At 65.7% G+C, this 25001-nt stretch carries 21 protein-coding genes and 1 pseudogene; 10 read left to right on the forward strand and 12 right to left on the reverse strand.

Annotation, left to right across the window (positions count from 1 at the left end):
- From HFL01S_RS09430 to HFL01S_RS09480, 11 genes and pseudogenes are all read right to left on the reverse strand, one after another.
- On the reverse strand, positions 1-3028 hold a 3028-nt coding region (locus HFL01S_RS09430), incomplete at its 3' end, for a DUF4347 domain-containing protein (protein WP_157538820.1).
- 215 nt (positions 3029-3243) lie between these two features.
- Positions 3244-3714 carry a dihydroneopterin triphosphate diphosphatase gene (gene nudB, locus HFL01S_RS09435; RefSeq protein ID WP_066257750.1) on the reverse strand — a complete coding sequence of 157 codons (471 nt, stop codon included), beginning with the start codon at positions 3712-3714 and terminating at the stop codon, positions 3244-3246.
- Between the two features lie 67 nt (positions 3715-3781).
- Positions 3782-5584 carry an aspartate--tRNA ligase gene (gene aspS, locus HFL01S_RS09440; protein WP_066257752.1) on the reverse strand — a complete coding sequence of 601 codons (1803 nt, stop codon included), beginning with the start codon at positions 5582-5584 and terminating at the stop codon, positions 3782-3784.
- Between the two features lie 48 nt (positions 5585-5632).
- Positions 5633-6298, reverse strand: a complete 666-nt coding sequence (locus tag HFL01S_RS09445) for a DUF502 domain-containing protein (RefSeq protein WP_066257753.1) — start codon at positions 6296-6298, stop codon at positions 5633-5635.
- Between the two features lie 22 nt (positions 6299-6320).
- On the reverse strand, positions 6321-6626 hold the full coding sequence (locus HFL01S_RS09450) for an FmdB family zinc ribbon protein (RefSeq protein ID WP_066257755.1): 306 nt from the start codon (positions 6624-6626) through the stop codon (positions 6321-6323).
- Between the two features lie 159 nt (positions 6627-6785).
- Positions 6786-8351, reverse strand: coding sequence for a ubiquinone biosynthesis regulatory protein kinase UbiB (gene ubiB, locus HFL01S_RS09455; protein WP_066257757.1), 1566 nt, complete (start codon positions 8349-8351; stop codon positions 6786-6788).
- Entirely contained in the window at positions 8348-8920 is a 573-nt protein-coding gene (locus HFL01S_RS09460; protein WP_245644769.1) for a ubiquinone biosynthesis accessory factor UbiJ, read from the reverse strand. Before HFL01S_RS09460 ends, ubiB begins: the two co-directional genes overlap by 4 nt.
- Positions 8921-8954: 34 nt before the next feature.
- Positions 8955-9437: pseudogene (locus HFL01S_RS09465) on the reverse strand (Tim44 domain-containing protein); the annotation flags it as partial.
- Between the two features lie 159 nt (positions 9438-9596).
- Positions 9597-10328, reverse strand: coding sequence for a bifunctional demethylmenaquinone methyltransferase/2-methoxy-6-polyprenyl-1,4-benzoquinol methylase UbiE (ubiE, locus tag HFL01S_RS09470; protein WP_066257761.1), 732 nt, complete (start codon positions 10326-10328; stop codon positions 9597-9599).
- A gap of 20 nt (positions 10329-10348) precedes the next feature.
- The gene (locus tag HFL01S_RS09475) at positions 10349-10762 is read right to left on the reverse strand and encodes a gamma-butyrobetaine hydroxylase family protein (RefSeq protein WP_066257763.1); all 414 of its coding nucleotides are present in this window, start codon (positions 10760-10762) and stop codon (positions 10349-10351) included.
- Positions 10763-10779: 17 nt separating this feature from the next.
- Complete coding sequence (locus HFL01S_RS09480; RefSeq protein ID WP_066257765.1) at positions 10780-14670, reverse strand: DUF3683 domain-containing protein; 3891 nt, start codon at positions 14668-14670, stop codon at positions 10780-10782.
- Between the two features lie 196 nt (positions 14671-14866).
- Between HFL01S_RS09480 and ugpB the strand changes: the two genes are divergently transcribed.
- The 5 genes from ugpB to ugpQ all read left to right on the forward strand — a co-directional run bounded on the left by ugpB (position 14867) and on the right by ugpQ (position 19786).
- On the forward strand, positions 14867-16186 hold the full coding sequence (ugpB, locus tag HFL01S_RS09485) for a sn-glycerol-3-phosphate ABC transporter substrate-binding protein UgpB (protein WP_245644777.1): 1320 nt from the start codon (positions 14867-14869) through the stop codon (positions 16184-16186).
- A gap of 98 nt (positions 16187-16284) precedes the next feature.
- The gene (ugpA, locus tag HFL01S_RS09490) at positions 16285-17166 is read left to right on the forward strand and encodes a sn-glycerol-3-phosphate ABC transporter permease UgpA (protein WP_066257769.1); all 882 of its coding nucleotides are present in this window, start codon (positions 16285-16287) and stop codon (positions 17164-17166) included.
- Between the two features lie 9 nt (positions 17167-17175).
- Positions 17176-18030, forward strand: a complete 855-nt coding sequence (gene ugpE / locus HFL01S_RS09495) for a sn-glycerol-3-phosphate ABC transporter permease UgpE (protein ID WP_066257770.1) — start codon at positions 17176-17178, stop codon at positions 18028-18030.
- Positions 18031-18038: 8 nt separating this feature from the next.
- The gene (locus HFL01S_RS09500; protein ID WP_066257771.1) at positions 18039-19043 is read left to right on the forward strand and encodes a sn-glycerol-3-phosphate import ATP-binding protein UgpC; all 1005 of its coding nucleotides are present in this window, start codon (positions 18039-18041) and stop codon (positions 19041-19043) included.
- Entirely contained in the window at positions 19040-19786 is a 747-nt protein-coding gene (gene ugpQ, locus HFL01S_RS09505; RefSeq protein WP_066257774.1) for a glycerophosphodiester phosphodiesterase, read from the forward strand. The genes HFL01S_RS09500 and ugpQ overlap by 4 nt, the downstream gene beginning before the upstream one ends.
- A gap of 15 nt (positions 19787-19801) precedes the next feature.
- Here the strand turns inward: ugpQ and HFL01S_RS09510 are convergent, their stop codons facing one another.
- Complete coding sequence (locus HFL01S_RS09510) at positions 19802-20071, reverse strand: hypothetical protein (RefSeq protein WP_066257776.1); 270 nt, start codon at positions 20069-20071, stop codon at positions 19802-19804.
- A 50-nt stretch (positions 20072-20121) separates the two neighbouring features.
- On the opposite strand from HFL01S_RS09510, the gene hemA reads away from it, so the two are divergent.
- The 5 genes from hemA to HFL01S_RS09535 all read left to right on the forward strand — a co-directional run bounded on the left by hemA (position 20122) and on the right by HFL01S_RS09535 (position 25001).
- Entirely contained in the window at positions 20122-21396 is a 1275-nt protein-coding gene (hemA, locus tag HFL01S_RS09515; RefSeq protein WP_066257778.1) for a glutamyl-tRNA reductase, read from the forward strand.
- An 86-nt stretch (positions 21397-21482) separates the two neighbouring features.
- Positions 21483-22583, forward strand: coding sequence for a peptide chain release factor 1 (gene prfA, locus HFL01S_RS09520; RefSeq protein WP_066257779.1), 1101 nt, complete (start codon positions 21483-21485; stop codon positions 22581-22583).
- Positions 22580-23422, forward strand: a complete 843-nt coding sequence (gene prmC / locus HFL01S_RS09525) for a peptide chain release factor N(5)-glutamine methyltransferase (RefSeq protein ID WP_066257780.1) — start codon at positions 22580-22582, stop codon at positions 23420-23422. Before prfA ends, prmC begins: the two co-directional genes overlap by 4 nt.
- Before the next feature lie 56 nt (positions 23423-23478).
- Positions 23479-23802, forward strand: coding sequence for a Grx4 family monothiol glutaredoxin (gene grxD / locus HFL01S_RS09530; protein ID WP_066257782.1), 324 nt, complete (start codon positions 23479-23481; stop codon positions 23800-23802).
- Between the two features lie 194 nt (positions 23803-23996).
- Positions 23997-25001: an AAA family ATPase gene (locus HFL01S_RS09535; RefSeq protein WP_066257784.1), complete on the forward strand. Its 1005-nt coding sequence runs from the start codon at positions 23997-23999 to the stop codon at positions 24999-25001.

Genomic DNA, 25001 nt, shown 5'->3' on the forward strand with positions numbered 1-25001 from the left:
AGAGCGGATTGCCATCCACATCGCTGGCGTTGTTCAACAGGTCGCCCGTGGCGCCGTCGGTCACCGTCAGCGTCGTGTCTTCCGTGACCGTATTGGTCTCGTCGCCGTCCACCGGCAGATCGTTGACCGGCGTCATCGTGAGCGTCAGCGTGGAGGTATCGGTGCCGCCAGCTCCATCGGAGACGGTGTAGGTGATGACCGGAACGACTCCCGCGAAATTGGGTTGCGGCGTGAAGCTGTAGCTGCCGTTGCTGTTGATGGTGATCGAGCCCACGCGGGGAATCACCAGGGGCGCGCCCACCACACCCGCACCGACGCCGGGCACGGTGAAGCCGGTGATGGTGGCCGTGCCGCCGTCGACGTCGATGGTGTTGTTCAGCAGATCGCCCACGGCGCCGTTGGCCACCGTCAGCGTGGTGTCTTCGGTGACCGTGTTCGTCTCGTTGCCGTCGACCGGCGGGTCGTTCACGGCGCTCACCGTGATGTTGACCATGTCGCTGTCAGAGAGCCCGCCCACGTCGGTCGACCGGACGGTCAGCACCGCCGGACCGAAGTAGTTGGCCGTGGGCTGGTAGCCAATGGAAGCCAGCGCCGCGTTGATCTGGGCCGAGGTGCCCGACAGGGTCAGGGTGCTGCTGCCGTTGGCGCCCGCAGAAATGGTGGCCCCCCCCGCCAGGCTCACGTTCAGCACGCCGTTGGTCACGCTGAGCTGGGTGGTGGCCAGGTTGCCGTCCGGGTCGCTGGTCGACACACCGGTGATGGTCAGCGTGCCGTCCTCGGCCACGGTCTGTGCACCCGGCACCACGTTGACCGGCGGGCGGTTGTTCAGGCCGAAGTCGATCGCCAGGTTGGTGGAACCGATCTGGTTGACGTCTGCAGTGGCATTGGTGTTGCCACCGGCCGTGGTGTAGGTGCGACCGGCACCCAGCACGTTGCCGGTGTCGGTCACCTGCACGATGTAGCTGCCAGGCAGCGCGCCGGTGAACAGGTAGTTGCCGTTCGCATCGGTGGTGTCGGTGGCCAGCACCCGCTCGCCGGCATCCACCACGCCGTTGTTGTTCACATCGTCCACCAGACGCACGGTCACACCGGCAATGCCGGTGTCGGCGCCGTCGAAGCTGCCGTTGCCGTCGACGTCGGTGAAGACCCGGTCGCCGATCTGTGCCGTGGGCGGCGTCCAGCTGGCGGCGTCGTTCAGCGAGCCCAGCGATGTGGTGCCGTTGGTGGTGATGTTGATGGCAGTGCCGATCACCGCGCCCGTGGTCGCGTTGATCTGCTGGATCTGCGTCCCCATGCGGTAGTTGTTCCCGGTCTGGCTCTCCGCCAGCTGAACCCCGGACCCCACGCCTCCGTTGGTGAGCGTCGAGGTGGCGGTGACCGCGGTGCCACCGGCGTTCAAGGCGTAACGCGTGAGCGAGTCACCATCGGAACTGAGCAAGGCGTTGGACCCGGCGTGATACCCCAGATCACCCCAGTCGTTGCCGGTGATGTTGCTCACCAGGAGCGTCACCGACCCCGCAGCGGTGTTGACCGACCGGCCGTCAGCAGCCATCACGATCCGGTAGATGGCGTCATCGCTGACGGTGCCGCCACCGTCCCCGCCCGAGTTGTTCTCCACACCAAAGTACAGCGCGCCATTGGCGTACACGGCACCGCCGCTGCCAACACCCGTGTTGCCGACGGTGATGTTGCCGGCCCCGCCGTTGCTGGTCAGATCGGCATCGACCAGGATGTGGACGTTGTTGATGTAGTCGTAGGCAAACAGCGCACGGTTGGAGTTGACCGTGTCGTTGGACACGTAGTAGATCAGTCCGGCGGTGTGGTTTACCGCCAGGGAGTTCTGCAGCGAGCCCGTCGAAATGCCGCCGACGGTGGCAGGCACCGTGGTCAGCAACGTGGCCCTGCCAGTGGTGAGGTCGATGCTGTAGATGTCTTTCCCGATGGTGCCGAGCACGGCGCCTGCGCCCACGTTGACCGCCGTGGTCAGCACGCCGGCCCATTCGGTGGCCGAGATCACCGTGGTCTCGATCGAGTCGCCCACCTGGGTTTCAAGCACCCAGTTGCCACCAAGGGCCTCGGCGCCGGTGTCGTCGCTGGAAGCCGCCACATCGGCGCCCGTTGCATCGGCCAGGGCTTCGACGAAGGCCACCCCGTCGGCAGACGACGACACATCGCACCCGTACAGAAGGATGTCCGCCTCTTCGGCGAGTGACGCGCGGATGACGGCCAGCTCGTCGGCGTGCATCCCCGTGATCGAGGTGGTGTCCAGGGCGGTGTTGCCCAGCTCCAGACGGCCCGGTGTGCCGTGGCTGATGATGTGGATCGCGTCAATGCCGGTGCGGCCATTCAGGATTTCGGCCATCTGCTCAAGGCCGTCGCGGTCCGCGTCCAGCACGTAGACCTCGCCCGGGTGCCAGTCCAGCTGCCCGACCACGTCGGCGGCCACCGCGTCCACGAAGATGATCTCGACGCGCTCGTCGGTGTCGGCGACGGCAGCTTCGTCGGTCGCCAGATCGTCCGAGGCCGTGGTGTCGGCGGTCTCATCGGCCGTGGTGTCCGTACCAGTGGCCTCTGGCGCCTCCGCGTCCGCTGGGGCCGTCTCGTCCGAGCCAGCCAGTTCAGTGTCGGCGTCCGCATCGGCATCTGCATCGGCACTGGTGTCGGCGTCGGCGTCGGTGTCGGTGTCGGCCGCCACCTCTTCGGCCGCAGGCGTTTCATCGGACACCGTGGCAGTCGTGGAGGTTGCCGGAGCGACCACCGGCTGGTCGGCCCCGGGCTCATCGGATGTCTGTTCCGCCGCGCTGTCCGCAGAGCCGGTGTCGGTCGCAACGTCGAGCACCGTGGCCGGCAAAGCCGCATCAAAAACGATGCGCTGCTCCAGGACGATCTGGCTCGACAGGGCCCGCTCCGGCGCCCTGCGCGCCTTGCGTCCCGACGACACCTTGCGACCACCGGACGTGGCGGCCTCTGATGCGGCCACGTAGGTTCCGAGGGATTCGTTCCAGATCGACTTGTATGACTTGTTCATGCTGGTGTTCTTGTTGTAACAAGGCGCTACAAAGGGCCTAATTTGTTACTTACGATGTACCAGCCGAGGTTATCAAAATTGATGATGCGCCAGCCCGCGCATAGCCCTTTTGGTTCACATTTCCGTAATTTCCTGCACGGTAATGATGCACAGATGGTCCCCCACCTATGACAAAAAGAACACAAGGGCCGGCCCAGCCGAAAGTTGCAACGAGCCTATTTTTGTGCTCGGAAAATGCGCGGCAGCTGCAAGATGGCCTCTGCATTGGAGAACGAGTAGCACCGGTCCGCCGCCGCCAGCCGGGGCAACCAGACCTGCGCCCGGTGTTCCCGCGGGTTCAGCACCACCGGCCGCGTCCCGGGCACGCACAGGCCGAACACGCGCTCGGTGTTCAGGACCACCCCGGGCGCGTACCGATGGCGCCACTGCGGATAGATCTCGTAGATGTTCTGCAGGCCCCAATCGCTGAGCCGGTGACCTGGCGCGGACACATCCAGCCCGGTTTCTTCGGCCACCTCCCGCGCGGCCGTGGCTTCAAACGGCTCGTCCCACGCGTCCTTGGAGCCGGTCACCGATTGCCAGAAACCCGGCGACTCGGCCCGCTCGATCAGCAGCACCTCCAGCGCCGGGGTGTGGATCACCACCAGCACCGACTCGGGGATCTTGTAGGGAGGAGAGGACGGCACAGCGGTTCGGTCAATGGCGCAAAAAAGGCGCCCGCAGGCGCCCTTTCATCCTAGCCGAAGCCTAGTTTCAGGCCGGCTTGACCGCGTCCGGGTTGCGCAGGCGGATGTGCAGCTCGCGCAGCTGCTTCTCGTCCACCGGGCTGGGCGCCTGGGTCAGCAGACACTGGGCGCGCTGCGTCTTGGGGAAGGCGATCACGTCGCGGATCGACTCGGCGCCGGTCATCAGCGTGACGATGCGGTCCAGACCGAAGGCCAGGCCGCCATGCGGGGGCGCACCGTACTGCAGCGCATCCAGCAGGAAGCCGAACTTGAGCTGGGCTTCCTCAGGCGTGATCTTCAGTGCGTCGAACACCTTCTGCTGCACATCGGCGCGGTGGATACGGACCGAACCGCCACCGATTTCCCAGCCATTGAGCACCATGTCGTAGCCTTTGGCGATGCACTTCTCGGGCGCGGTGACCATCCAGTCCTCGTGGCCGTCCTTGGGTGCCGTGAAGGGGTGGTGCACGGCCGTCCAGCGGTCTTCTTCCTCATCGTGTTCGAACATCGGGAAGTCCACCACCCACATCGGCGCCCAGCGGTCCTCGAACAGGCCGTTCTTCTTGCCCAGTTCGCTGTGGCCGATCTTCAGGCGCAGCGCGCCGATGGCGTCGTTGACGACCTTGGCCTTGTCGGCGCCGAAGAAGATGATGTCGCCGTCCTGCGCGCCGGTGCGCGAGAGGATCTCGGCAATCGCCTTGTCGTGCAGGTTCTTGACGATGGGCGACTGCAGGCCGTCCTTGCCCTTGGCCGCTTCGTTGACCTTGATCCAGGCCAGGCCCTTGGCGCCGTAGATCTTCACGAACTCGGTGTAGGCGTCGATCTCGCTGCGGCTCATCTCGGCGCCGCCGCGCACGCACAGGGCAACCACGCGGCCGTTCTTCATGGTAGCGGGCGCGCTGAAGACCTTGAAGTCCACATCGGCCATCACGTCGGTCAGCTCGGTGAACTCCATCTTCACGCGCAGGTCGGGCTTGTCCGAGCCGTAGCGGTGCATGGCTTCGCTGTAGGCCATCACCGGGAACTCGCCCAGGTCCACACCCAGGGTGTTCTGGAACACCGTCTTGATCATGCCCTGGAACATGTCACGGATGTCCTGCTCGGTCAGGAACGAGGTCTCGATATCGATCTGGGTGAACTCGGGCTGGCGGTCGGCGCGCAGGTCTTCGTCACGGAAGCACTTGGTGATCTGGTAATAGCGGTCGAAGCCCGCGACCATCAGCAGCTGCTTGAACAGCTGGGGCGACTGCGGCAGCGCGAAGAAGTGGCCGTCGTGCACGCGGCTGGGCACCAGGTAGTCGCGCGCGCCTTCGGGCGTGCTCTTGGTCAGCATCGGGGTTTCGATGTCGACGAAACCATTGGCGTCCAGGAACTTGCGCACTTCCATGGCCACGCGGTAGCGCAGCATCAGGTTGTTCTGCATGTAGGGGCGGCGCAGGTCGAGCACGCGGTGCGTCAGGCGCGTGGTTTCGCTCAGGTTGTCATCGTCCAGCTGGAACGGCGGCGTGACCGAGGCGTTGAGCACCTTGAGCTCGTGACACAGCACTTCGATCTGGCCGCTTTTGAGCTTGTCGTTGGTGGTGCCGGCGGGGCGGGCGCGCACCACGCCGGTGACCTGCACGCAGAACTCGTTGCGCACGTCCTCGGCGGTCTTGAACATCTCGGGACGGTCCGGATCGCAGACCACCTGCACATAGCCTTCGCGGTCGCGCAGGTCGATGAAGATCACGCCGCCATGGTCGCGGCGGCGGTTGACCCAGCCGCAGAGTTGCACGGTTTGCCCCAGCAGGGCTTCGGTCACCAGACCGCAATAGTGGGAACGCATGGCCATATCGGTTCTTCTTTCAGCAGGCGGGCTGCAAGGCTGCAGCCACGGGTGTCAGGCGGTCGCGGGAGCGGTCGCCTTGAGGTTGGGGTTCTTGGGTCCACCGGGCACGATCACACCCATGGAGACGATGTAGGTCAGGGCTTCGTCCACCGACATCTGCAGCTCCACGCAGTCGCGCGCGCGCACCATGACGAAGTAGCCGCCCGTGGGGTTGGGGGTGGTAGGCACGTAGATGCTGACAAAGTCGTCGTCAGGGGCACTGCCCGGTTTGGCGCGCAGCTGCTGCAGCACCTCGCCCTGCGGCGTACCGGTCAGGAAGGCGATGGTCCACATGCCCTCGTGCGGCCACTGCACCAGCAGTGCCTTGCGGAAGGCGTTGCCCTTTTCTGAAAACAGCGTGTCGGAGACCTGCTTGACCCCCGAGTAGATGGACCGCACCACCGGAATGCGGTGCAGCAGCGCGTGCCACCAGTTCACCAGCCGGTGGCCGATGATGTTGGACGCCAGGGCACCGATGGAGAGCACCACCACCAGCGCAAAGATCACGCCAAGGCCGGGCACGTGGAAGCCGAACAGCTGGTCCGGCTGCCAGGCGCCAGGCAGGATGCGCAGGGTCTGGTCCAGCGTGGTGACGACCCAGTCCAGCACCCAGAGGGTGATGACCAGGGGCACCAGGACCAGCAGGCCCGAGAACAGCCACTTGCGCAGGTTGGCCACAGGGAAGGTCTTTCCGGTTCGCTCAGTGGCAGGCGCAGGAGCCGCCACAGGGGGTGGCCGGCGCGGCACTGGCGGCTTCGGCCGGTTTGGACTCGGTCGAGGAAGCGGTGGCCGATCCGGCGGCCGTGGCAGCCGAACCACCTGTGCTGCCCTTGAAGTCGGTCGCGTACCAGCCCGAACCTTTGAGCTGGAAGCCAGCGGCGGTCAGCTGCTTGTTGAACGTGGAGGCACCACAGGCGGGGCAATCCGTCAGAGGCGCGTCGGAGATTTTCTGCAGGACGTCCTTGGCATGGCCGCAGGACTCGCACTTGTAGGCATAGATCGGCATGGCGTGAACGGTGGAATGGTCCGGCGACCACAGCCCCAAGGGCCCGAAATGCACCGCAGCGGTGCAAAAACGGCAGGGCGCCGGGAAGTTGAACAAAACCCGTCATTATAGGTGGGGCACCCCACCCACGCCTTCAAGGGCGGCCCGCCGGTCGGCCCCTCACCACAGGCGGATGCGCAGCATCACCTGGGTGACGATCAGCCCCAGCACGAAGCCGATGCCGCCGTAGATGATGTACTGCAGCAGGCGGTTGGTCCGCCGCTGTTCCGCCATGAGTTCGTCCAGTTCGGCCCTCAGCTGGTGTGGCCGGTGCTGCAGGTAATCCTGCAGCAGGCGCGGCAGGGCCGGAAGCAGCTTGGCGTACTGCGGCGCCTCGGCCTTGAGCTGCTGCAGCAGCTTTTGCGGGCCCACCTGCTCCAGCATCCACTTCTCCAGGAAGGGCTTGGCGGTGTTCCACAGGTCCAGCTCAGGGTCCAGATCGCGGCCCAGGCCCTCGATGTTGAGCAGGGTCTTCTGCAGCAGCACCAGCTGGGGTTGGATTTCGACATGGAAGCGGCGCGAGGTCTGGAACAGGCGCATCAGCACCATGCCCAGCGAGATTTCCTTGAGCGGCCGGTCGAAGTAGGGTTCGCACACCGCCCTGATGGCCGATTCCAGCTCGTCCACCCGGGTTTCGGGCGGCACCCAGCCGCTTTCGATGTGCAGCTCGGCCACGCGCTTGTAGTCGCGCCGGAAAAAGGCGGTGAAGTTCTGCGCCAGGTATTCCTTGTCGAACTCGGTCAGCGTGCCGACGATGCCGAAATCAAGCGAGATGTAGCGACCAAAGGTGGCCGGATCGACGCTGACCTGGATATTGCCCGGGTGCATGTCGGCGTGGAAAAAGCCGTCGCGGAACACCTGGGTGAAGAAGATGGTCACGCCGTCGCGCGCCAGTTTCGGGATGTCCACGCCCTTCTGGCGCAGCTCGTCCACCCGATTGATCGGAACGCCGTGCATGCGCTCCATCACCATCACCTCGGTGTGGCAGTAGTCCCAGAACATCTCCGGGATCAGCACCAGGTCCAGACCCGCCATGTTGCGGCGCAACTGGGCCGCGTTGGCGGCCTCCCGAAGCAGGTCCAGCTCGTCGTGCAGGTACTTGTCGAACTCCGCCACCACCTCCAGCGGCTTGAGTCGCTTGCCATCGGCCGAGAGCTTTTCGACCCAGCCGGCCATCATGCGCATCAGGCTCAGGTCTTTCTCGATCACGGGCAGCATGTTGGGTCGCAGCACTTTCACCGCCACCTCGCGCCCGCCATGGCGCCCGTCCCGCAAGGTGGCGAAGTGCACCTGGGCGATCGAGGCGCTGGCCACCGGCGTGTGGTCGAAATAACTGAACACCGCATCCAGCGGCTTGCCAAAGGCCCGTTCGATGGTGGCCACGGCGATGGCGCTGTCGAACGGCGGCACCCGGTCCTGCAGACGCGCCAGTTCGTCGGCGATATCGGGCGGCAGCAGGTCGCGTCGGGTCGAGAGCACCTGACCGAACTTGACGAAGATGGGACCCAGGCGCTCCAGCGCCTCGCGCAGACGCTGCCCCCGCGGGGCGTCCAGGTTGCGACCGACGGAAACGATGCGCGTCAGCAGCCGGATGCCCGGTCGCTGGAAGCTGGACAGCACCAGCTCGTCCAGGCCGTGGCGCAGCACCACCCAGACGATGAACAGGCCGCGGAGCAACCGCGTCATGCCGAGGGTCCGTCGCTGTGACCCGGTTCGGTCGGCGAACGGCGCCCGACGAACGCCTTGAGACCGGCCGCGGCCGACTTGGCGCCACCCACCAGGGTGTGCGCGGCGGCATCACCAACGATCCGGGACAGGTCCTCCTCGACATCCCAGCGCACGTTGTCCACCAGCCAAGCCACCTCGGCCGCCAGCTGGACATCGCCCTGGATGTCGACATTCGGCCGTTCGCCGCCCAGCACCTGCTGGGCCAGGGCGAAGGGCGAGGTCTGGGTCACGGTCACGTGCAGCTCGGGCTGCCGATCACCGGTCGGCCGCTCCAGCAGGCCTGCGGCAGTGGGGGCCAGGGTGAGGTGGAAGTCGCCCCAGGCCACGCGCACCGGCTTGCCCAACTGGCGGCGCAGGCGCTGCTGCGCCTGGGGCTCCTGCATCAGGACATGGTTGAGGAACAGCACCACCCGGTTCTGAACCTCGTCCACCACCCATTCCGGTGGCCGGACACTGCCCAGCAGGGACTGGAGCATGCCCAGAGGAGAACGGGAACTGGTCGAAGGGTTGGGGGATTCGCTGTTCATGATCCCCCGATTCTGACGGATAACCGGTGCGCTTCTACCTCAGCGCCTGCACCCCAGCCACCAGCCAGCCAGCATCACCAGACTTGGGGCGGGTGATGTTCCAGATCTCCCGGAACGGGTTCGGACCGGCCGACGGCTCCTCCCGGATCAGCCCGGAGAACTCCACGCTCGCCAGGTAGGCCTCGTCCTGCTCTTCCAGCCCAAGCAGCTGCGCTTCCAGCGTGACCACCTCGGTCTTGTTTGGGGCAGCGCCAGCACGCTCGCGCTCGGCCAGCTGGGTCTGGATCTCGGCCAGCATGCCACCAGTCATCATGGCGCGCAGGCTGGCAATGTCGGAGCGGTCCCAGGCATCCTGGAGATTCACGAAATTCGTCTTGGAAGCCCGCAGGAAGCTTTCGGCATCAAACCCGCCAGCCTTGTGCGCAGCCGGTTCGGGCGGATGCGGGGCATCCGCCAGAGATTCCCAGGGCCGCGCCGACGCATCGTTGCCCACGTTCTTAGGGCTGTACCCCCGGGGCGCCGACACCGCACTGTCTGGTCCCACCCCTGCGAGCAGGCCGGGCGCTCCGGTCGTGGAATCGTTGCGGCGCAGCGTCTTGCGCTGCGCACGGCGCCCCCCCAGCAAATCCGACCACCACCGAGCTTCCATGACGCTGTCCTCCTTTTGTCCCCGTCATCAACACTTGATACCGACGTGGAGTGCCACCACCCCCGCGCTGAGGTTGTGCACGTCCACATGACCGAAGCCCACCGACTTCATCAGTTGGCGCAGTTCCTCCTGCCCAGGGTGCATGCGGATCGACTCCGCCAGGTACTGGTAGCTGTGGGCATCGCCCGCCACCATCTGACCCAGCTTCGGCAACACGTTGAACGAATACCAGTCATAAGCCTTTTCCAGTGGCTTGGCGACACGGGAAAACTCCAAGACAAGCAATTTACCCCCCGGTTTGAGGACACGCCGCATCTCGGACAGGGCCTGCTCCTTGTGCGTCATGTTGCGCAAACCGAAGGCCACGGACACCAGATCGAAGCTGTTGTCGGCAAATGGCAGCTTCTCGGCGTCGCAGACCATGGCGGGCAACACCAGGCCTTCATCAAGCAGGCGGTTGCGGCCTTCGCGCAACATGGCCTCGTTGATGTCTGTGTGCACCACGCGGCCTGTCGGGCCGACACGTTTCGCGAACGCGCGCGAAAGGTCGCCGGTGCCGCCCGCGATGTCCAGCACCTGCTGGCCCGGTTGCGGGTTGGCCACAGTGATGGTGTAGCGCTTCCAGATGCGGTGCAGGCCTGCCGACATGAGATCGTTCATCACGTCGTACTTGGGCGCGACCGAATCGAACACGCTGCGCACGTGTTTCGCCTTCTCCTGTTCGTCGACGGTCTGGAAGCCGAAATGAGTCGTGGCCATGAAATGGGTCTCCGTCGGGGTCAGTGGCTGCCGCAGGCGTGCCCGCCTTTTTCCGGCATGGGTGCGTCGCGGTCCACCCCCGCGGCCTGAAGCCGCTGGTGGTAATCGTTCCAGAGTTGTTCCTGCTGTGATCCCAGGAAATACAGGTAATCCCAGGCATAGATGCCGGAATCATGACCATCCGAGAAGGTGGGCTGCACCGCGTAGTTGCCCACCGGCTCCAGCGCCACCAGGGTCACATCGCGCTTGCCGGTCTGCAGCGTTTCCTGTCCTGGCCCATGGCCTTGCACCTCGGCCGAAGGCGAATAGACGCGCATCAGCTCGAACGGAATGCGAAAACTCGCCCCATCCGAAAACGCCACCTCGAGCACGCGCGAGGCGCTGTGCACCGTGATTTCCTGCGGCGTCGGGGTGTCTTTGTTGAGTCCAGCCATGGGGGCCTCCAGTGTATTCAGACCAGCACGCGCTCGATACCGCCCTGGTTTGCTTTCTCGACGTATTCGGGCAGCCAGTTCTCGCCCAGAATCTGGCGCGCCATCTCGACCACGATGTAGTCGGCCTCGAGCAGCCCGTTCTGCAGGTCGTCGGTGTAGCGCGACAGGCCCTGCAGGCAGCTCGGGCAGGAGGTCAGCATCTTGACGTTGGCCTTCTCGCCCACCGTGCCGGCAGCGCGCAGGGCCGCTTCGCCCTTGCGGATTTCCTCTTCCTTGCGGAAGCGGATCTGGGTCGAAATGTCGGGCCTGCTCACACCGAGCGTGCCGCTCTCGCCGCAACAGCGCTCGCTCTTGACCACGCCATCGCCCACCAAGGCCTTGACGGTCTTCATCGGGTCCTGCAGCTTCATCGGGCTGTGGCAGGGGTCGTGGTAGAGATAGCCACCCTGCCCCGCCGGCAGCGTGATGCCCTTCTCCAGCAGGTACTCGTGAATGTCGATGATGCGGCAGCCGGGGAAGATCTTGTCGAACTCGTAGCCCGCGAGCTGGTCGTAGCAGGTGCCACAGGACACCACCACCGTCTTGATGTCCAGGTAGTTCAGCGTGTTGGCCACGCGGTGGAACAGCACCCGGTTGTCGGTGATCATCTTCTCGGCCTTGTCGAACTGGCCCGAGCCGCGCTGCGGGTAGCCACAGCACAGGTAGCCGGGCGGCAGCACGGTCTGAACACCCGCGTGCCACAACATGGCCTGCGTGGCCAGGCCGACCTGGCTGAACAGGCGCTCCGAGCCGCAACCCGGGAAATAGAACACCGCTTCGGTCTCGCTGGTGGTGCCCTGCGGGTTGCGGATGATCGGGACGTAGTCCTTGTCTTCGATGTCCAGCAGCGCACGCGCTGTCTTCTTGGGCAGGCCACCCGGCATCTTCTTGTTGATGAAGTGGATCACCTGCTCCTTGATAGGCGCGGGACCCAGGCTGGCGGGTGGCGCGCTGCTCTGCGCCCTGGCGGCCGGCTTGAGCAGGTTGTTGGCCAAGCGCTGGGCCTTGAAGCCCACATCCACCATGGCCGAACGCATGAACTTGATGGTCTCGGGGTTCGTGGCGTTGAGGAAGAACATGGCCGCAGCATTGCCCGGACGCCAGCTCTTCTGCCCCATCTTGCGCAGCAGGTTGCGCATGTTCATCGACACGTCGCCGAAGTCGATCTTCACCGGACACGGGCTCAGGCACTTGTGGCAGACCGTGCAGTGGTCGGCCACGTCCTCGAACTCTTCCCAATGCTTGATGCTGATGCCGCGGCGCGTCTGCTCTTCATACAGGAAGGCCTCGATCAGCAGCGAAGTCGCGAGGATCTTGTTGCGCGGGCTGTAGAGCAGGTTGGCGCGCGGCACGTGCGTGGCACACACCGGTTTGCACTTGCCACAACGCAGGCAGTCCTTGACCGAATCGGCGATGGCGCCGATGTCGCTCTGCTGCATGATCAGCGACTCGTGCCCCATCAGGCCGAACGAGGGCGTGTAAGCGTTGGCCAGATCGGCCTGGCGCACGCTGGCATCGCCCGCCACCAGCGCCTGATGTGCCGCACCCCGCAGGAGCTTGCCCTTGTTGAAGCGGCCTTCGGGGTCGACCTTGGCCTTGTACTCAGCGAACGGGTTCAGCTCGTCGTCGGCCAGGAATTCCAGCTTGGTGATACCGATGCCGTGCTCGCCCGAGATCACCCCGTCCAGGCTGCGCGCCAGCACCATGATGCGGGCCACCGCCTCGTGCGCGGTCTGCAGCATCTCGTAGTCGTCGCTGTTGACCGGGATGTTGGTGTGCACGTTGCCGTCACCGGCGTGCATGTGCAGCGCCACCCAGACGCGGCCCTTGAGCACGCGCTTGTGGATGGCATTGCACTCGGCCAGGATGGGGCCGAAGGCCGCGCCGGTGAAGATCTGCTGAAGCGGTGCGCGGATCTGAGTCTTCCAGCTCGCGCGCAGCGAGTGGTCCTGCAGCTGCGGGAACAGCGCTTCCACGTCGCGCAGCCAGCCGGCCCACAAGGCCCGCACCTCGCGCACCAGCGCCAGCGCCTGCTGCACACGGTCTTCCAGCAGCTCGGCACTGGGGATGTCGTTGGCGTCGTCGGTCTTGCCCAGCGGCAGGCTGCCCCGGGCAAAAAATGCCTCCAGCGCGTCGCACAGCTTGAGCTTGTTGCGCAGCGACAGCTCGATGTTGATGCGCTCGATGCCCAGGGTGTACTCGCCCATGCGCGGCAGCGGGATCACCACGTCTTCGTTGATCTTGAAGGCGTTGGTGTGCTTGCTGATCGCCGCTGTCCGCTTGCGGTCCAGCCAGAACTTCTTGCGCGCCTCGTAGCTGATGGCGATGAAACCCTCGCCGCTGCGGCCGTTGGCCAGGCGGATCACCTCGCTGGTGGCGCGCGCCACGGCGTCGGCGTCGTCACCGACGATGTCGCCGATCAGGACCATCTTGGGCAGGGTGCCGCGCTTGCTCTTGGTCGCGTAACCCACGGCCTTGAGGTAGCGGTCATCCAGGTGCTCCAGGCCCGCCAGCAGCGTGCCTGATCGCTTCTGCTCGGCGAACATGAAGTCCTTGATCTCGACAATCGAAGGCACGCCGTCCTTGGGGTTGCCGAAGAACTCCAGGCACACGGTGCGGGTGTGCTCGGGCATGCGGTGCACCACCCAGCGGCCGCTGGTGATGAGGCCGTCGCAGCCTTCCTTCTGAATGCCTGGCAGGCCGCTGAGGAACTTGTCGGTCACGTCCTTGCCCAGACCTTCCTTGCGGAAGGTCTTGCCCGGAATGGCCAGCTGCTCGGTGCGCAGCGGCGTCTTGCCGTCGGCGGCGAAGTACTTCAATTCGAACGTCGCGACCTCGGCGTCGTGGATCTTGCCCAGGTTGTGGTCCTGTCGGGTGACCTCCAGCCATTCGGCCTGCGGCGTCACCATGCGCCAGCTCACCAGGTTGTCCAGCGCCGTGCCCCAGAGCACCGCCTTCTTGCCACCCGCATTCATGGCGATGTTGCCGCCCACGCAGGAGGCTTCGGCCGACGTCGGGTCGACCGCGAACACATAGCCCGCGCGCTCGGCCGCGTCGGCCACGCGCTGGGTGACCACACCGGCCTCGGTCCACACGGTGGCCACAGGCTGCGCATGGCCCGGAATCGAGACGTGCTCGACCTCGGTCATGGCTTCGAGCTTCTCGGTGTTGATGACCACGCTTTTCCACGTGAGCGGGATCGCACCGCCGGTGTAGCCGGTGCCGCCGCCGCGCGGGATGATGGTCAGGCCCAGCTCGACGCAGCCCTTGACCAGGTGTGCCATCTCGGCTTCGGTATCGGGCGTAAGCACCACGAAGGGGTATTCCACGCGCCAGTCGGTCGCGTCTGTCACGTGCGACACGCGCGAGAGCCCGTCGAACTTGATGTTGTCCTTGGCGGTCAGCTTGCGCAGCACCTTGTTCGTGCGCTGGCGCAGTTCGGCCATCTCTTCAAAAGACCGAGCAAACGACTCGACCGCCCCCTTGGCCGCGGTCAGCAGCTGACCCACCGACTCGTCGCGCGCCGGATCGTCCTGCGGCGTGCGGCGCTTCTGCACCTCGCCCAGGCGGTGGTGCAGGGCATCAACCAGCGCCGAGCGGCGCTTGGGGTTGTCCAGCAGATCGTCCTGCAGGTAAGGGTTGCGCTGCACGACCCAGATGTCGCCGAGCACCTCGTAGAGCATGCGGGCCGAGCGGCCGGTGCGTCGCTCACCGCGCAATTCGTCCAGCAGCGCCCAGGCCCGGGAGCCCAACAACCGCATCACGATTTCACGATCCGAGAACGACGTGTAGTTGTAGGGGATCTCTCGCAAACGGGGCGATTCGTCTGCGGCGGTTTCCAGAAGCGGGAGCGGCGTGGGGGCGTTCATGAGGGAAATGGGCCAGCAAACGGAGCTGAACCAAGGATGGTACCGCAGCGCAACATGCGCGACACCTTCTCATGGAAAGCCCCTGTTGTCACCCCTCGGAAAGAAAGCTGCAATGTCCCGGTCACATTCGTTGCCTAGGCTGGCTTTTTTTGTGTCATCGAACCCGCTCTCAACCTACAGGAGACCCACCATGCCCATGCGCCAACACCTCTCGACCCTCACCGCCGCTCTGCTTGTGTTTGGTTTCAGCAGCAACGCCCAGGCACAGACTGAAATCCAGTGGTGGCACTCGATGGGCGGGGCACTGGGCGAGTGGGTCAACGACCTGGCCAAGGACTTCAACGCCAGCCAGACCCAGTACAAGGTGGTTCCCACTTTCAAGGGAAGCTATGACGAGTCGATGACAGCCGCCATCGCGGCCTTCCGTTCCGGCAATGCGCCACACATCCTCCAGGTGTTCGAAGTCGGCACCGCCACCATGATGGCCAGCAAGGGCGCCATCGTGCCGGTGGGCAAAGTCATGGCCGATGCCGGCGTGAAGTTCGAACCGGCCGCCTACGTACCGGCGGTGGCGGGCTACTACACGGCGCCGAACGGTCAGATGCTCAGCCTCCCGTTCAACAGCTCGACGCCCGTCTTCCACTACAACAAGGACGCCTTCAAGGCGGCTGGCCTGGACCCCGAAAATCCGCCCAAGACCTGGCCCGAAGTGGCCCTGGCCGCCGGCAAACTCAAGGCCAGCGGCCACAAGTGCCCCTTCACCACCAGCTGGATCAGCTGGACCCAGCTGGAGAGCTTTTCGGCTTGGCACAACACCGAGTTCGCCACCAAGGGCAACGGCATGCGCGGCATCGACGCCCGCCTGACCTTCAACAGCCCGCTGCATGTGCGCCACATCGAGAACCTGGCCAACATGGCCAAGACCGGGCTGTTCGTCTACAAGGGCCGTGGCAACGCGGCCGACGCGGTGTTTGTTTCGGGCGAGTGCGCCATGATCACAGGCTCGTCGGCGCTGTACGGCAACATCAAGCGCAACAGCAAGTTTGCGGCCGGTATCGGCACTCTGCCGTACTACCCCGATGTGGCCGGCGCACCGCAGAACACGGTGATCGGCGGCGCCAGCCTGTGGGTGATGTCAGGCAAGAAGGCCGACGAATACAAGGGTGTGGCGCAGTTCTTTGCCCACCTCTCCAAGCCCGACGAAGCAGCCAAGAGCCACCAGCGCACTGGCTACCTGCCGGTGACCGTCGCGTCGTTCGAGCTGACCGACAAGAGTGGCTTCTACAAGCAGAATCCCGGCACCGACGTGTCGGTCACGCAGATGATCCGCAAGACCACCGACAAATCGCGTGGCATCCGCCTGGGCAACTTCGTGCAGATCCGCACCATCATCGACGAGGAGCTGGAGCAGGTCTGGGCCGGCAAAAAGGGCGGCAAGGAGGCCCTGGACACGGCCGTGACCCGTGGCAACGAACAGCTGGAGCGCTTCCAGAAGGCCAACCAGGGCAAGATGTGACCGCCTGCAGGCACCGCACCCCCGCCGGCATGCAACCCCACTGACCACGCCGCCCGCAAGCCTGGCTTGCGGGCGGCGTGGTCACTCTACCCGCTCCCATGGAAAAACGCGTCCGATTCCGATCCACCTGGCTGCCCTGGCTGCTGGTGGCGCCGCAGCTGGTCATCGTGCTGGTGTTCTTTTTCTGGCCGGCCACCCAGGCGCTGTTCCAGAGCCTGCTCCAGCAGGACGCCTTCGGCACCTCGACCGAGTTCGTCGGCCTGCAGAACTTCCAGCGCCTGTGGGAGGACGACACCTACCTGGCATCGTTCAAGACCACCGCGCTGTTTTCGGTGCTTGTCGCCGTGTCCGGGCTCAGCATCGCGCTGCTGCTGGCAGTGATGGCGGACCGCGTGGTCAGGGGTGCCAGCATCTACAAGACACTGCTGATCTGGCCTTACGCGGTGGCACCAGCGGTGGCCGGCGTGCTCTGGGTGTTCATGTTTGCATCGCCCATGGGGGTGGTGGCCTATGCACTGCAGTTCGTGGGCATCGAGTGGAACCACCTGCTCAAGAGCGAACACGCCATGGCACTGATCGTGATGGCCGCGGTGTGGAAGCAGATCTCCTACAACTTCCTGTTTTTCCTGGCGGGCCTGCAGTCGATTCCCAAGTCGCTGATCGAGGCCGCGGCCATCGATGGCGCCTCGCCCGCGCGGCGCTTCTGGACCATCGTGTTCCCGCTGCTCTCGCCCACCACCTTCTTCCTGCTGGTCATCAACGTGGTGTACGCCTTCTTCGACACCTTCGCCATCGTCGATGCAGCCACGCAGGGGGGGCCTGGCAAGGACACCGCCATCCTGGTCTACAAGGTCTACTACGACGGCTTCAAGGCGCTGGACATGGGCGGCTCGGCGGCCCAGTCGGTGATCCTGATGGTGATCGTGATCGCGCTCACAGTGGTGCAGTTCCGCTACGTCGAGCGCAAAGTCCAGTATTGAGGGTCACCCATGATCGAACGACGTCCTGTTCTTGATTTTGTGGCTCACGCGGTATTGATCATCGGCGTGGCCATCGTGGCCTTCCCTGTCTACCTCACGCTGGTGGGGTCCACCCAGTCGGCCGAGCAGATCGCCCAGAGCCGCCCGATGTCGCTCGTACCGGGTTCGCATTTTCTGGAGACCTACCGTCTGGCCCTGTTTGGCGGAAAGACCAGCCTGGGCAGCACCTTCGCTGCGGGCGGTCCGATGATGCTGGTGAGCCTGATCAGCGCGCTGGTGATCGCCATCGGCAAGATCGCGATCTCGCTGCTGTCGGCTTTCGCCATCGTCTACTTCCGCTTTCCGCTGCGAAACCTCGTGTTCTGGATGATCTTCGTCACGCTGATGCTGCCAGTGGAGGTGCGCATCGGTCCCACCTACGAGGTGGTGGCCAGTCTGGGCATGCTCAACACCTACGCCGGCCTCACCGTGCCCCTGATCGCCTCGGCCACCGCCACCTTCCTGTTCCGGCAATTCTTCCTGACCGTGCCAGACGAACTGGTGGAGGCCGCGCGGGTGGATGGCGCCGGGCCGATGCGCTTCTTCAATGACATCCTGCTGCCCATGTCGGCCACATCCATCGCGGCGCTGTTCGTGATCCAGTTCATCTACGGCTGGAACCAGTACCTCTGGCCGCTGCTGGTGACTACCGACGAAAGCATGTACCCGGTGGTGCTGGGCATCAAGCGCCTGATCTCGGGCGAGGCCTACACCGAATGGAACGTGGTCATGGCCACCGCCATGCTGGCGATGATTCCGCCGGCACTTGTCGTCATCCTCATGCAGAAATGGTTCGTCAAGGGCCTGGTCGACACCGAAAAATAAACACCCTCATGGCCTCTCTCTCCTTCCGAAACGTCGTCAAGCAATACCACCAGGGCAAGCAGTCGCTGCAGGTCATCCACGGCGTCAACGCCGAGATCGCCGACGGCGAGTTCATCGTCATCGTCGGCCCCTCGGGCTGCGGCAAGTCGACGCTGCTGCGCATGGTGGCCGGGCTTGAAGAAATCAGCGGTGGCGAGATCCGCATCGGCGAGCGCGTGGTCAACCAGCTCGAACCCGCCGACCGCGACATTGCCATGGTGTTCCAGAACTACGCGCTCTACCCGCACATGAGCGTGTTCGAGAACATGGCCTACGGGCTGAAGATCAAGAAGCTGCTAGCCGCCGAGATCCGCCAGCGCGTGGACAAGGCCGCCGCCATCCTCGAACTCGGTCACCTGCTGGACCGCAAGCCGCGCCAGCTCTCGGGCGGGCAGCGCCAGCGCGTCGCCATGGGCCGCGCCATCGTGCGCCAGCCCCAGGTGTTTCTGTTCGACGAACCGCTGTCCAACCTCGACGCCAAGCTGCGCGCCCAGACCCGGCTGGAGATCCAGAAGCTGCACCGTGAGCTGGGCATCACCTCGCTGTTCGTCACGCACGACCAGGTCGAGGCGATGACGCTGGCGCAACGCATGATCGTGATGAACGCTGGCCGCATGGAGCAGTTCGGCACCCCCGAAGAGGTCTACTCCCGCCCCGCCACCACCTTCGTCGCCAGCTTCATGGGATCGCCCCCGATGAACCTGCTGAACAACGCGCCTGGGGGGCGGCCGGGCTGCACCATGGGCATCCGCCCCGAACACATCGATCTCGCGCCGGAGGGCTGGAGCCTGCAGGTCGAGACAGTGGAATTGCTCGGTGCCGAGCGACTGATCCACGCCCGCCTGGGCGACGAGACGCTGATCATCCGCACCCACGAGGACCAGGGCGCACCCGAAGTCGGCAGCACAGTGGTGGCGTGCCCGCGCCAGGACCGGCTGCACTGGTTCGACCAGCAGACAGGAGCACGCCTGTGAAGGACACCCCCACCCCCTGGCCCTACCCGCGCTGGATCGCCCACCGCGGCGCCGGCAAGCTGGCCCCGGAAAACACCCTGGCCGCGTTCCGTCTGGGCGCGCAGCACGGCTACCGCATGGCCGAGTGCGACGCCAAGCTCAGCGCCGATGGCCAGGTCTTCCTGCTTCACGACGACACGCTGGACCGCACCACCGATGGCCAGGGCATCGCCGGCCATCAGCCCTGGGCGGAACTGAGCCTGCGCGACGCCGGCAGTTGGCACTCGCGCCAGTACGCGGGTGAGCGCCTGCCCACGCTGGAGGGCGTGGCGTGCTTCTGTCGTGCGAATGCCTGCCTGCTCAACATCGAAATCAAGCCCACACCGGGACTGGATGAAGAAACCGGGCGGGTCGTCGCGCGGGAAGCAGCCCGTCTGTGGGCGGACGCCCCCATCCCGCCGTTGCTGACATCGTTTCAGCCAGAGTCACTGGCCGGGGCCAAAGAAACCGCGCCGCAGCTCCCTCGTGGCCTGTTGCTGGAGACACTGTGGGACGGCTGGCTGGAGATGACGCAGCGGCTGGACTGCGTGGCCGTGGTCTGCGATCAGGTGCTCTGGACGGCCGAGGTGATGGCCGCTGTGCATGGCAGCCAGATGCGCGCTCTGGCCTACACGGTGAACGAGCCGCAGGAAGCCGAACGGCTCTGGGGACTGGGCATCGACGGCCTGATCACCGACCGGGTCGACCTGTTCGCGCCCGACTGACGGCGCGGCGCCCGGTCAGCGCCTGCGCAGCCACCAGCCCAGAGAGCCCTGGGCCAGCACCAGCACTGTGTAGCTGAGCATCTTGCCGTCCCGGCCGAAAAGGACCAGCCCGGCCAGCAACACCACCGCGCCCAGCGCGCAGAGCGCCAGCAGTTCGCGGCGTGCGCCCCACCGCCCCACCCGCGCTTTCGGCAAGATCCGGGGCAGGCCCCACAGCAACACGGCCACCCCGATGGCCGGGGCGATGAAGTTGGCAAAGTGCCCGATCAGGGCCAGAAACGACATAGGTGTTGAAATCCGTCCGGGCAGAGGCGGCGAATTTTATAATCCGCGCCATGTCTGTCTGGGCCCTCGGCATCAACCACCACACGGCTCCGCTTGATTTGCGGGGCCGCTTTGCCTTTGCGCTCGACCAGATCCCGCGCACGCTCGATGGCTACCGCAGCAGTCTGTCGCTCCAGCCCGAGGCCACACTGCTGTCCACCTGCAACCGCACCGAGCTGTACGCCGCGGGCGAACAGTCGGCTGTCGAGCCCACCCTGGACTGGCTGGCCCAGACCGGCGGCGTCAGCACCCATGTGCTCAAGGACCACGCCTACATCCTTCGCGAAGGTGAGGCCGCGCGCCACGCCTTCCGCGTCGCCAGCGGGCTGGACAGCATGGTGCTGGGCGAGGCCCAGATCCTCGGCCAGATGAAGGACGCGGTGCGCGCCGCCGACGAAGCGGGCGCCCTGGGCACCACGCTGCACCAGCTGTTCCAGCGCTCCTTTGCGGTCGCCAAGCAGGTTCGCACCTCCACCGAGATCGGTGCCCACTCGATCAGCATGACCGCCGCAGCCGTGCGCCTGGCTTCGCAGCTGTTCGAAGACCTCAAGGACATCAAGGTGCTGTTCGTCGGCGCCGGCGAAATGATCGAACTGGCCGCCACGCACTTCGCGGCCAAGACCCCCAAGAGCATGGCCATCGCCAACCGCACACTGGAACGCGGAGAGGCCCTGGCCGGTCGCTTCGGTGCCCAGGTCATGCGCCTGGCCGACATCCCCGAACGCCTGCACGAGTTCGACGCGGTGGTCAGCTGCACCGCCAGCACCCTGCCCATCATCGGCCTGGGTGCCGTGGAACGGGCGCTCAAGAAGCGCCGGCACCGCCCCATGTTCATGGTCGACCTGGCCGTGCCGCGCGACATCGAGATCGAGGTCAAAGGCCTGTCCGACGTGTACCTCTACACCGTGGACGACCTGGCCAGCGTGGTGCAGACCGGCAAGGAAAACCGCCAGGCCGCCGTGGCCCAGGCCGAGGCCATCATCGACGCGGGCGTGCTCAGCTTCATGCACTGGCTGGACCAGCGCAACCCTGCCAAGGGCGGCGTGGTGCCCCTGATCCAACAAATCAACGCCCAGGCCGACGCCTGGCGCGCCGCCGAACTGGCCCGTGCGAAGAAGCTGCTGGCCAAGGGCGAGCCGGTCGAGAACGTGCTCGAAGCCCTGTCCAAGGGACTGACGCAGAAGATGCTGCACGGCACCCTGGCCGAGCTGCACGCCGGCGACGCCGAGACCCGCGCCGCCACGGCACAGACCGTCTCGCGCCTGTTCCTGCGCGAAAAGTCCTAGCGACGCCGCCCGGCGCCCTCGGGCGCCCTGCACGGTCCGCCGGCCCCGTGCGCCCCTTGCCGCCGTCGCTTCCTTTTGCCTTTCGCATGAAACCCTTTGTCCGCGACACCCTGCTGCGCCAGAAAGCCCGCCTGCACGAGCTGGACGCCCTGCTCTCCGCTCCCGACGTGGTGAGCGATCTGGAGCGTTTTCGCACGCTCAGCCGCGAACACGCTGACGCTTCGGTGATCGTGGAGGCGTTCGACCGCCACCAGCAGCGCGAGGCCGATCTGGCTGCTGCGCAGGAGATGTTGGCCGACCCCGAGATGGCTGACATGGCGCAGGAGGAAATCGACACGGCAAAAGCCGACCTGGAACGGCTGGACGAAGAGCTGCAACACCTGCTGCTGCCTAAAGACCCGGACGACGAACGCCCAGCCTTCGTCGAAATCCGCGCCGGCACCGGCGGCGACGAGTCGGCGCTGTTCGCGGGCGACCTGGCCCGCCTGTACACCCGCTACGCCGACAGCCAGGGCTGGACCACCGAAATCGTGAGCGAATCGCCCAGCGAACTGGGTGGCTACAAGGAGGTGGTGCTGCGCATCGCCGGGCGTGGCCCGGGCGCCAACGTCTACGGCCAGCTGCGCTTCGAATCGGGCGGCCATCGCGTGCAGCGCGTGCCCGCCACTGAGACACAGGGCCGCATCCACACCAGCGCCGCCACCGTGGCGGTGATGCCCGAGCCCGACGAGGCCGAGGCGGTCAAACTCAACCCGGCCGACCTGCGCATTGACACCTTCCGCGCCAGCGGCGCCGGCGGCCAGCACATCAACAAGACAGACTCTGCCGTGCGCGTGGTGCACCTGCCCACCGGCATCGTGGCTGAGTGCCAGGACGGCCGCAGCCAGCACAGCAACAAGGCCAAGGCGCTGCAGGTGCTGCAGGCGCGCATCCAGGAAAAGGAGCGCAGCGAACGCGCCGCCAAGGAAGCCGCCACGCGCAAGGGCCTGGTCGGCAGCGGCGACCGCAGCGACCGCATCCGCACCTACAACTTCCCCCAGGGCCGCCTGACCGACCACCGCATCAACCTCACGCTCTACAAGCTGCTGCAGGTGATGGAGGGCGACCTGGGCGACGTGATCCACGCGCTGCAGGTGGCGCGGGGGGCCGAGTTGCTGGCCGATCTCGAACAGCAGAACAGCCGATGAACGCGCTGCAAGAAGCCCTGCGGCAGGCCGCGGCCGCTGGCCTTGACCGGCTCGACGCGCAGATGCTGCTGCTGCATGCGCTGGGCCGCTCGCCGCACGACCGCGCCTGGCTGATCACACACGACAGCGACCCGCTACCGCCGGAAGCGGCGACGCGCTGGCAGACGCTACAGCGACGACGCCAGACGGGCGAGCCGGTGGCCTACCTGCTCGGCGAGAAGGAGTTTGGCGGCCTGAACCTGCAGGTCGACGCCCGCGTGCTGGTGCCGCGCCCGGACACCGAGGTGCTGGTGGACTGGGCACTGGACGCACTGCCAACGCCCGGTGGTGCCGAAGCGCCCCGCCTGCTGGACCTGGGCACCGGCAGCGGCGCCATCGCGCTGACCGTCGCCTCCCGCCGACCAGATGCACAGGTCATCGCCACCGACGCCAGCGCCGAGGCCTTGGTGGTCGCGCAAGCCAATGCACAACGGCTGAACCTGCCGGTGCGCTTCGCCCAGGGCGCCTGGCTGGCCGCAGTGCCAGGCGAGCGCTTCCACGTGATCGCCAGCAACCCGCCCTACATCGCCGAAGGCGACCCGCACCTGCCCGCCCTCAGCCACGAACCCCTCACCGCCCTGACCGCCGGCCCCGACGGACTGGACGACCTCCGCCAGATCGTGGCGCAAGCGCCCGCCGCGCTGCACACTGGCGGCTGGTTGCTGCTGGAGCATGGCCACGACCAGGCGGCGGCCGTGCGGGAACTGCTGGGCACCCGGGGGTTCGAAGACTTTTGCAGCCGGACCGATCTGGCGGGCATTGAACGCTGCAGCGGCGGCCGCTGGCCCGGCTTGCGATAATCCGCTATCGGCCGGCAGCTTCCGGCGCCCTCAACGAACCGACACAGGACAAGCCCATGAGCGACGTGCAATCCCAGATCGACCAGCTGGTCAAATCCAACGACATCGTGCTGTTCATGAAGGGCAGCGCCAGCTTCCCCATGTGCGGCTTCTCCGGCCGCGCCATCCAGATCCTCAAGGCCTGCGGCGTGGACACCAAGGCGCTCAAGACCGTCAACGTGCTGGAAGACGACGGCATCCGCGCAGGCATCAAGGAATACAGCAACTGGCCCACCATCCCCCAGCTCTACGTCAAGGGCGAGTTCATCGGCGGTTCGGACATCATGATGGAGATGTACGAGTCGGGTGAACTGCAGAAGACCATCAGCGGTCAAGCCTGAGCATCGCCCCCGCGCCTGTGGGAAAGCCGCCTTCGGGCGGCTTTGTACTTTCTGGCATGAGTTACGGCGTGAAGCTCTGCACACTTTCGTTTCATCGCTCGTAAAGTCCTGGTATTTCAGGGTTCTTCCGGCGTTACGGGTAGGCACGTGTTGTGCTTGAATGAAGCTGTCCTTCGAACCTCCAGGAGAACCGAATGAGCTCTTGCAGCCTGGTCGCTTCCCCCACCCTCGGACTGCCCATCGCCCGGATGCGCAGTGTGTTCAGCGCCGACGCGGTCGAGCTCAAGCTTGGCCAGCTCCAGGCCAGTGGCAACGAGCGCGAACACGAAGGCCTGCGCAACACCTACCAGCGCATGCTCGAACGTGGTCCCCAGCGTTTCGCTGTCAAGCCTTCGGGCGTGCCCGACATGGCCCCGCTGTACGACCTGCTGCCCAACTTCACCGAGGTGCTCGATGACGTCAAGCGCCACGTAGCCCTGAGCCAGGACAGCCACGACAGCCTGGAAGTCACCCCCATCCTGCTGCTCGGCCCACCAGGCGTCGGCAAGACCCACTTCGCCAAGCAGATCGCCGACCTGCTGGGCACCGGAATGAGCCTCGTCCCCATGAGCAGCATGACCGCCGGCTGGCTGCTGTCGGGCTCTTCTTCGCAGTGGAAGGGCGCCAAGCCTGGCAAGGTGTTCGAAGCGCTGGTGGACGGTCAGTACGCCAACCCGGTGATCGTGGTCGACGAGATCGACAAGGCGGCGGCCGACGCGCAGTACGACCCGCTCGGTGCGCTCTACGGCCTGTTGGAGCACGACACGGCGCAGAACTTCATCGACGAGTTCGCGGAAGTGCCGATCGATGCCAGTCAGGTGATCTGGATCACCACCGCCAACGACGAGCGCAGCATCCCCGACCCCATCCTCAACCGGATGAACGTGTTCGAAATCCAGCCTCCCTCGCCCGAAGCGGCGCGCCGCATTGCCGCACACCTCTACGGCAGCATCCGGGGAGAACACGACTGGGGCAAGCGCTTCGATCCGGAACCGGCCGACGATGTGCTCGACCTGCTCGCCACCATGGCGCCGCGGGAGATGCGGCGTGCCTTGGTCACGGCCTTTGGCAACGCCCGCCTGGCGGACCGGTTCAGCGTGGAATCGGGCGATCTGCCCAAGGCGGGCAGCGGCAAAACAAGGATCGGTTTCCTGCAGTGA

The organism is Hydrogenophaga flava NBRC 102514, assembly GCF_001571145.1.
GTDB classification, from domain to species: Bacteria; Pseudomonadota; Gammaproteobacteria; order Burkholderiales; family Burkholderiaceae_C; genus Hydrogenophaga; species Hydrogenophaga flava.

What these genes read in the sequence shown, in the direction of transcription:
- aspS (WP_066257752.1), bottom strand. Translation starts at nt 5,584, where the DNA reads ATGGCCATGCGTTCCCACTATTGCGGTCTGGTGACCGAAGCCCTGCTG.
- HFL01S_RS09450 (WP_066257755.1), bottom strand. Translation starts at nt 6,626, where the DNA reads ATGCCGATCTATGCCTACAAGTGCGAGTCCTGCGGCCATGCCAAGGAC.
- ubiB (WP_066257757.1), bottom strand. Translation starts at nt 8,351, where the DNA reads ATGACGCGGTTGCTCCGCGGCCTGTTCATCGTCTGGGTGGTGCTGCGC.
- HFL01S_RS09460 (WP_245644769.1), bottom strand. Translation starts at nt 8,920, where the DNA reads ATGAACAGCGAATCCCCCAACCCTTCGACCAGTTCCCGTTCTCCTCTG.
- ubiE (WP_066257761.1), bottom strand. Translation starts at nt 10,328, where the DNA reads ATGGCCACGACTCATTTCGGCTTCCAGACCGTCGACGAACAGGAGAAG.
- HFL01S_RS09475 (WP_066257763.1), bottom strand. Translation starts at nt 10,762, where the DNA reads ATGGCTGGACTCAACAAAGACACCCCGACGCCGCAGGAAATCACGGTG.
- HFL01S_RS09480 (WP_066257765.1), bottom strand. Translation starts at nt 14,670, where the DNA reads ATGAACGCCCCCACGCCGCTCCCGCTTCTGGAAACCGCCGCAGACGAA.
- ugpB (WP_245644777.1), top strand. Translation starts at nt 14,867, where the DNA reads ATGCGCCAACACCTCTCGACCCTCACCGCCGCTCTGCTTGTGTTTGGT.
- ugpA (WP_066257769.1), top strand. Translation starts at nt 16,285, where the DNA reads ATGGAAAAACGCGTCCGATTCCGATCCACCTGGCTGCCCTGGCTGCTG.
- ugpE (WP_066257770.1), top strand. Translation starts at nt 17,176, where the DNA reads ATGATCGAACGACGTCCTGTTCTTGATTTTGTGGCTCACGCGGTATTG.
- HFL01S_RS09500 (WP_066257771.1), top strand. Translation starts at nt 18,039, where the DNA reads ATGGCCTCTCTCTCCTTCCGAAACGTCGTCAAGCAATACCACCAGGGC.
- HFL01S_RS09510 (WP_066257776.1), bottom strand. Translation starts at nt 20,071, where the DNA reads ATGTCGTTTCTGGCCCTGATCGGGCACTTTGCCAACTTCATCGCCCCG.
- hemA (WP_066257778.1), top strand. Translation starts at nt 20,122, where the DNA reads ATGTCTGTCTGGGCCCTCGGCATCAACCACCACACGGCTCCGCTTGAT.
- prfA (WP_066257779.1), top strand. Translation starts at nt 21,483, where the DNA reads ATGAAACCCTTTGTCCGCGACACCCTGCTGCGCCAGAAAGCCCGCCTG.
- prmC (WP_066257780.1), top strand. Translation starts at nt 22,580, where the DNA reads ATGAACGCGCTGCAAGAAGCCCTGCGGCAGGCCGCGGCCGCTGGCCTT.
- grxD (WP_066257782.1), top strand. Translation starts at nt 23,479, where the DNA reads ATGAGCGACGTGCAATCCCAGATCGACCAGCTGGTCAAATCCAACGAC.
- HFL01S_RS09535 (WP_066257784.1), top strand. Translation starts at nt 23,997, where the DNA reads ATGAGCTCTTGCAGCCTGGTCGCTTCCCCCACCCTCGGACTGCCCATC.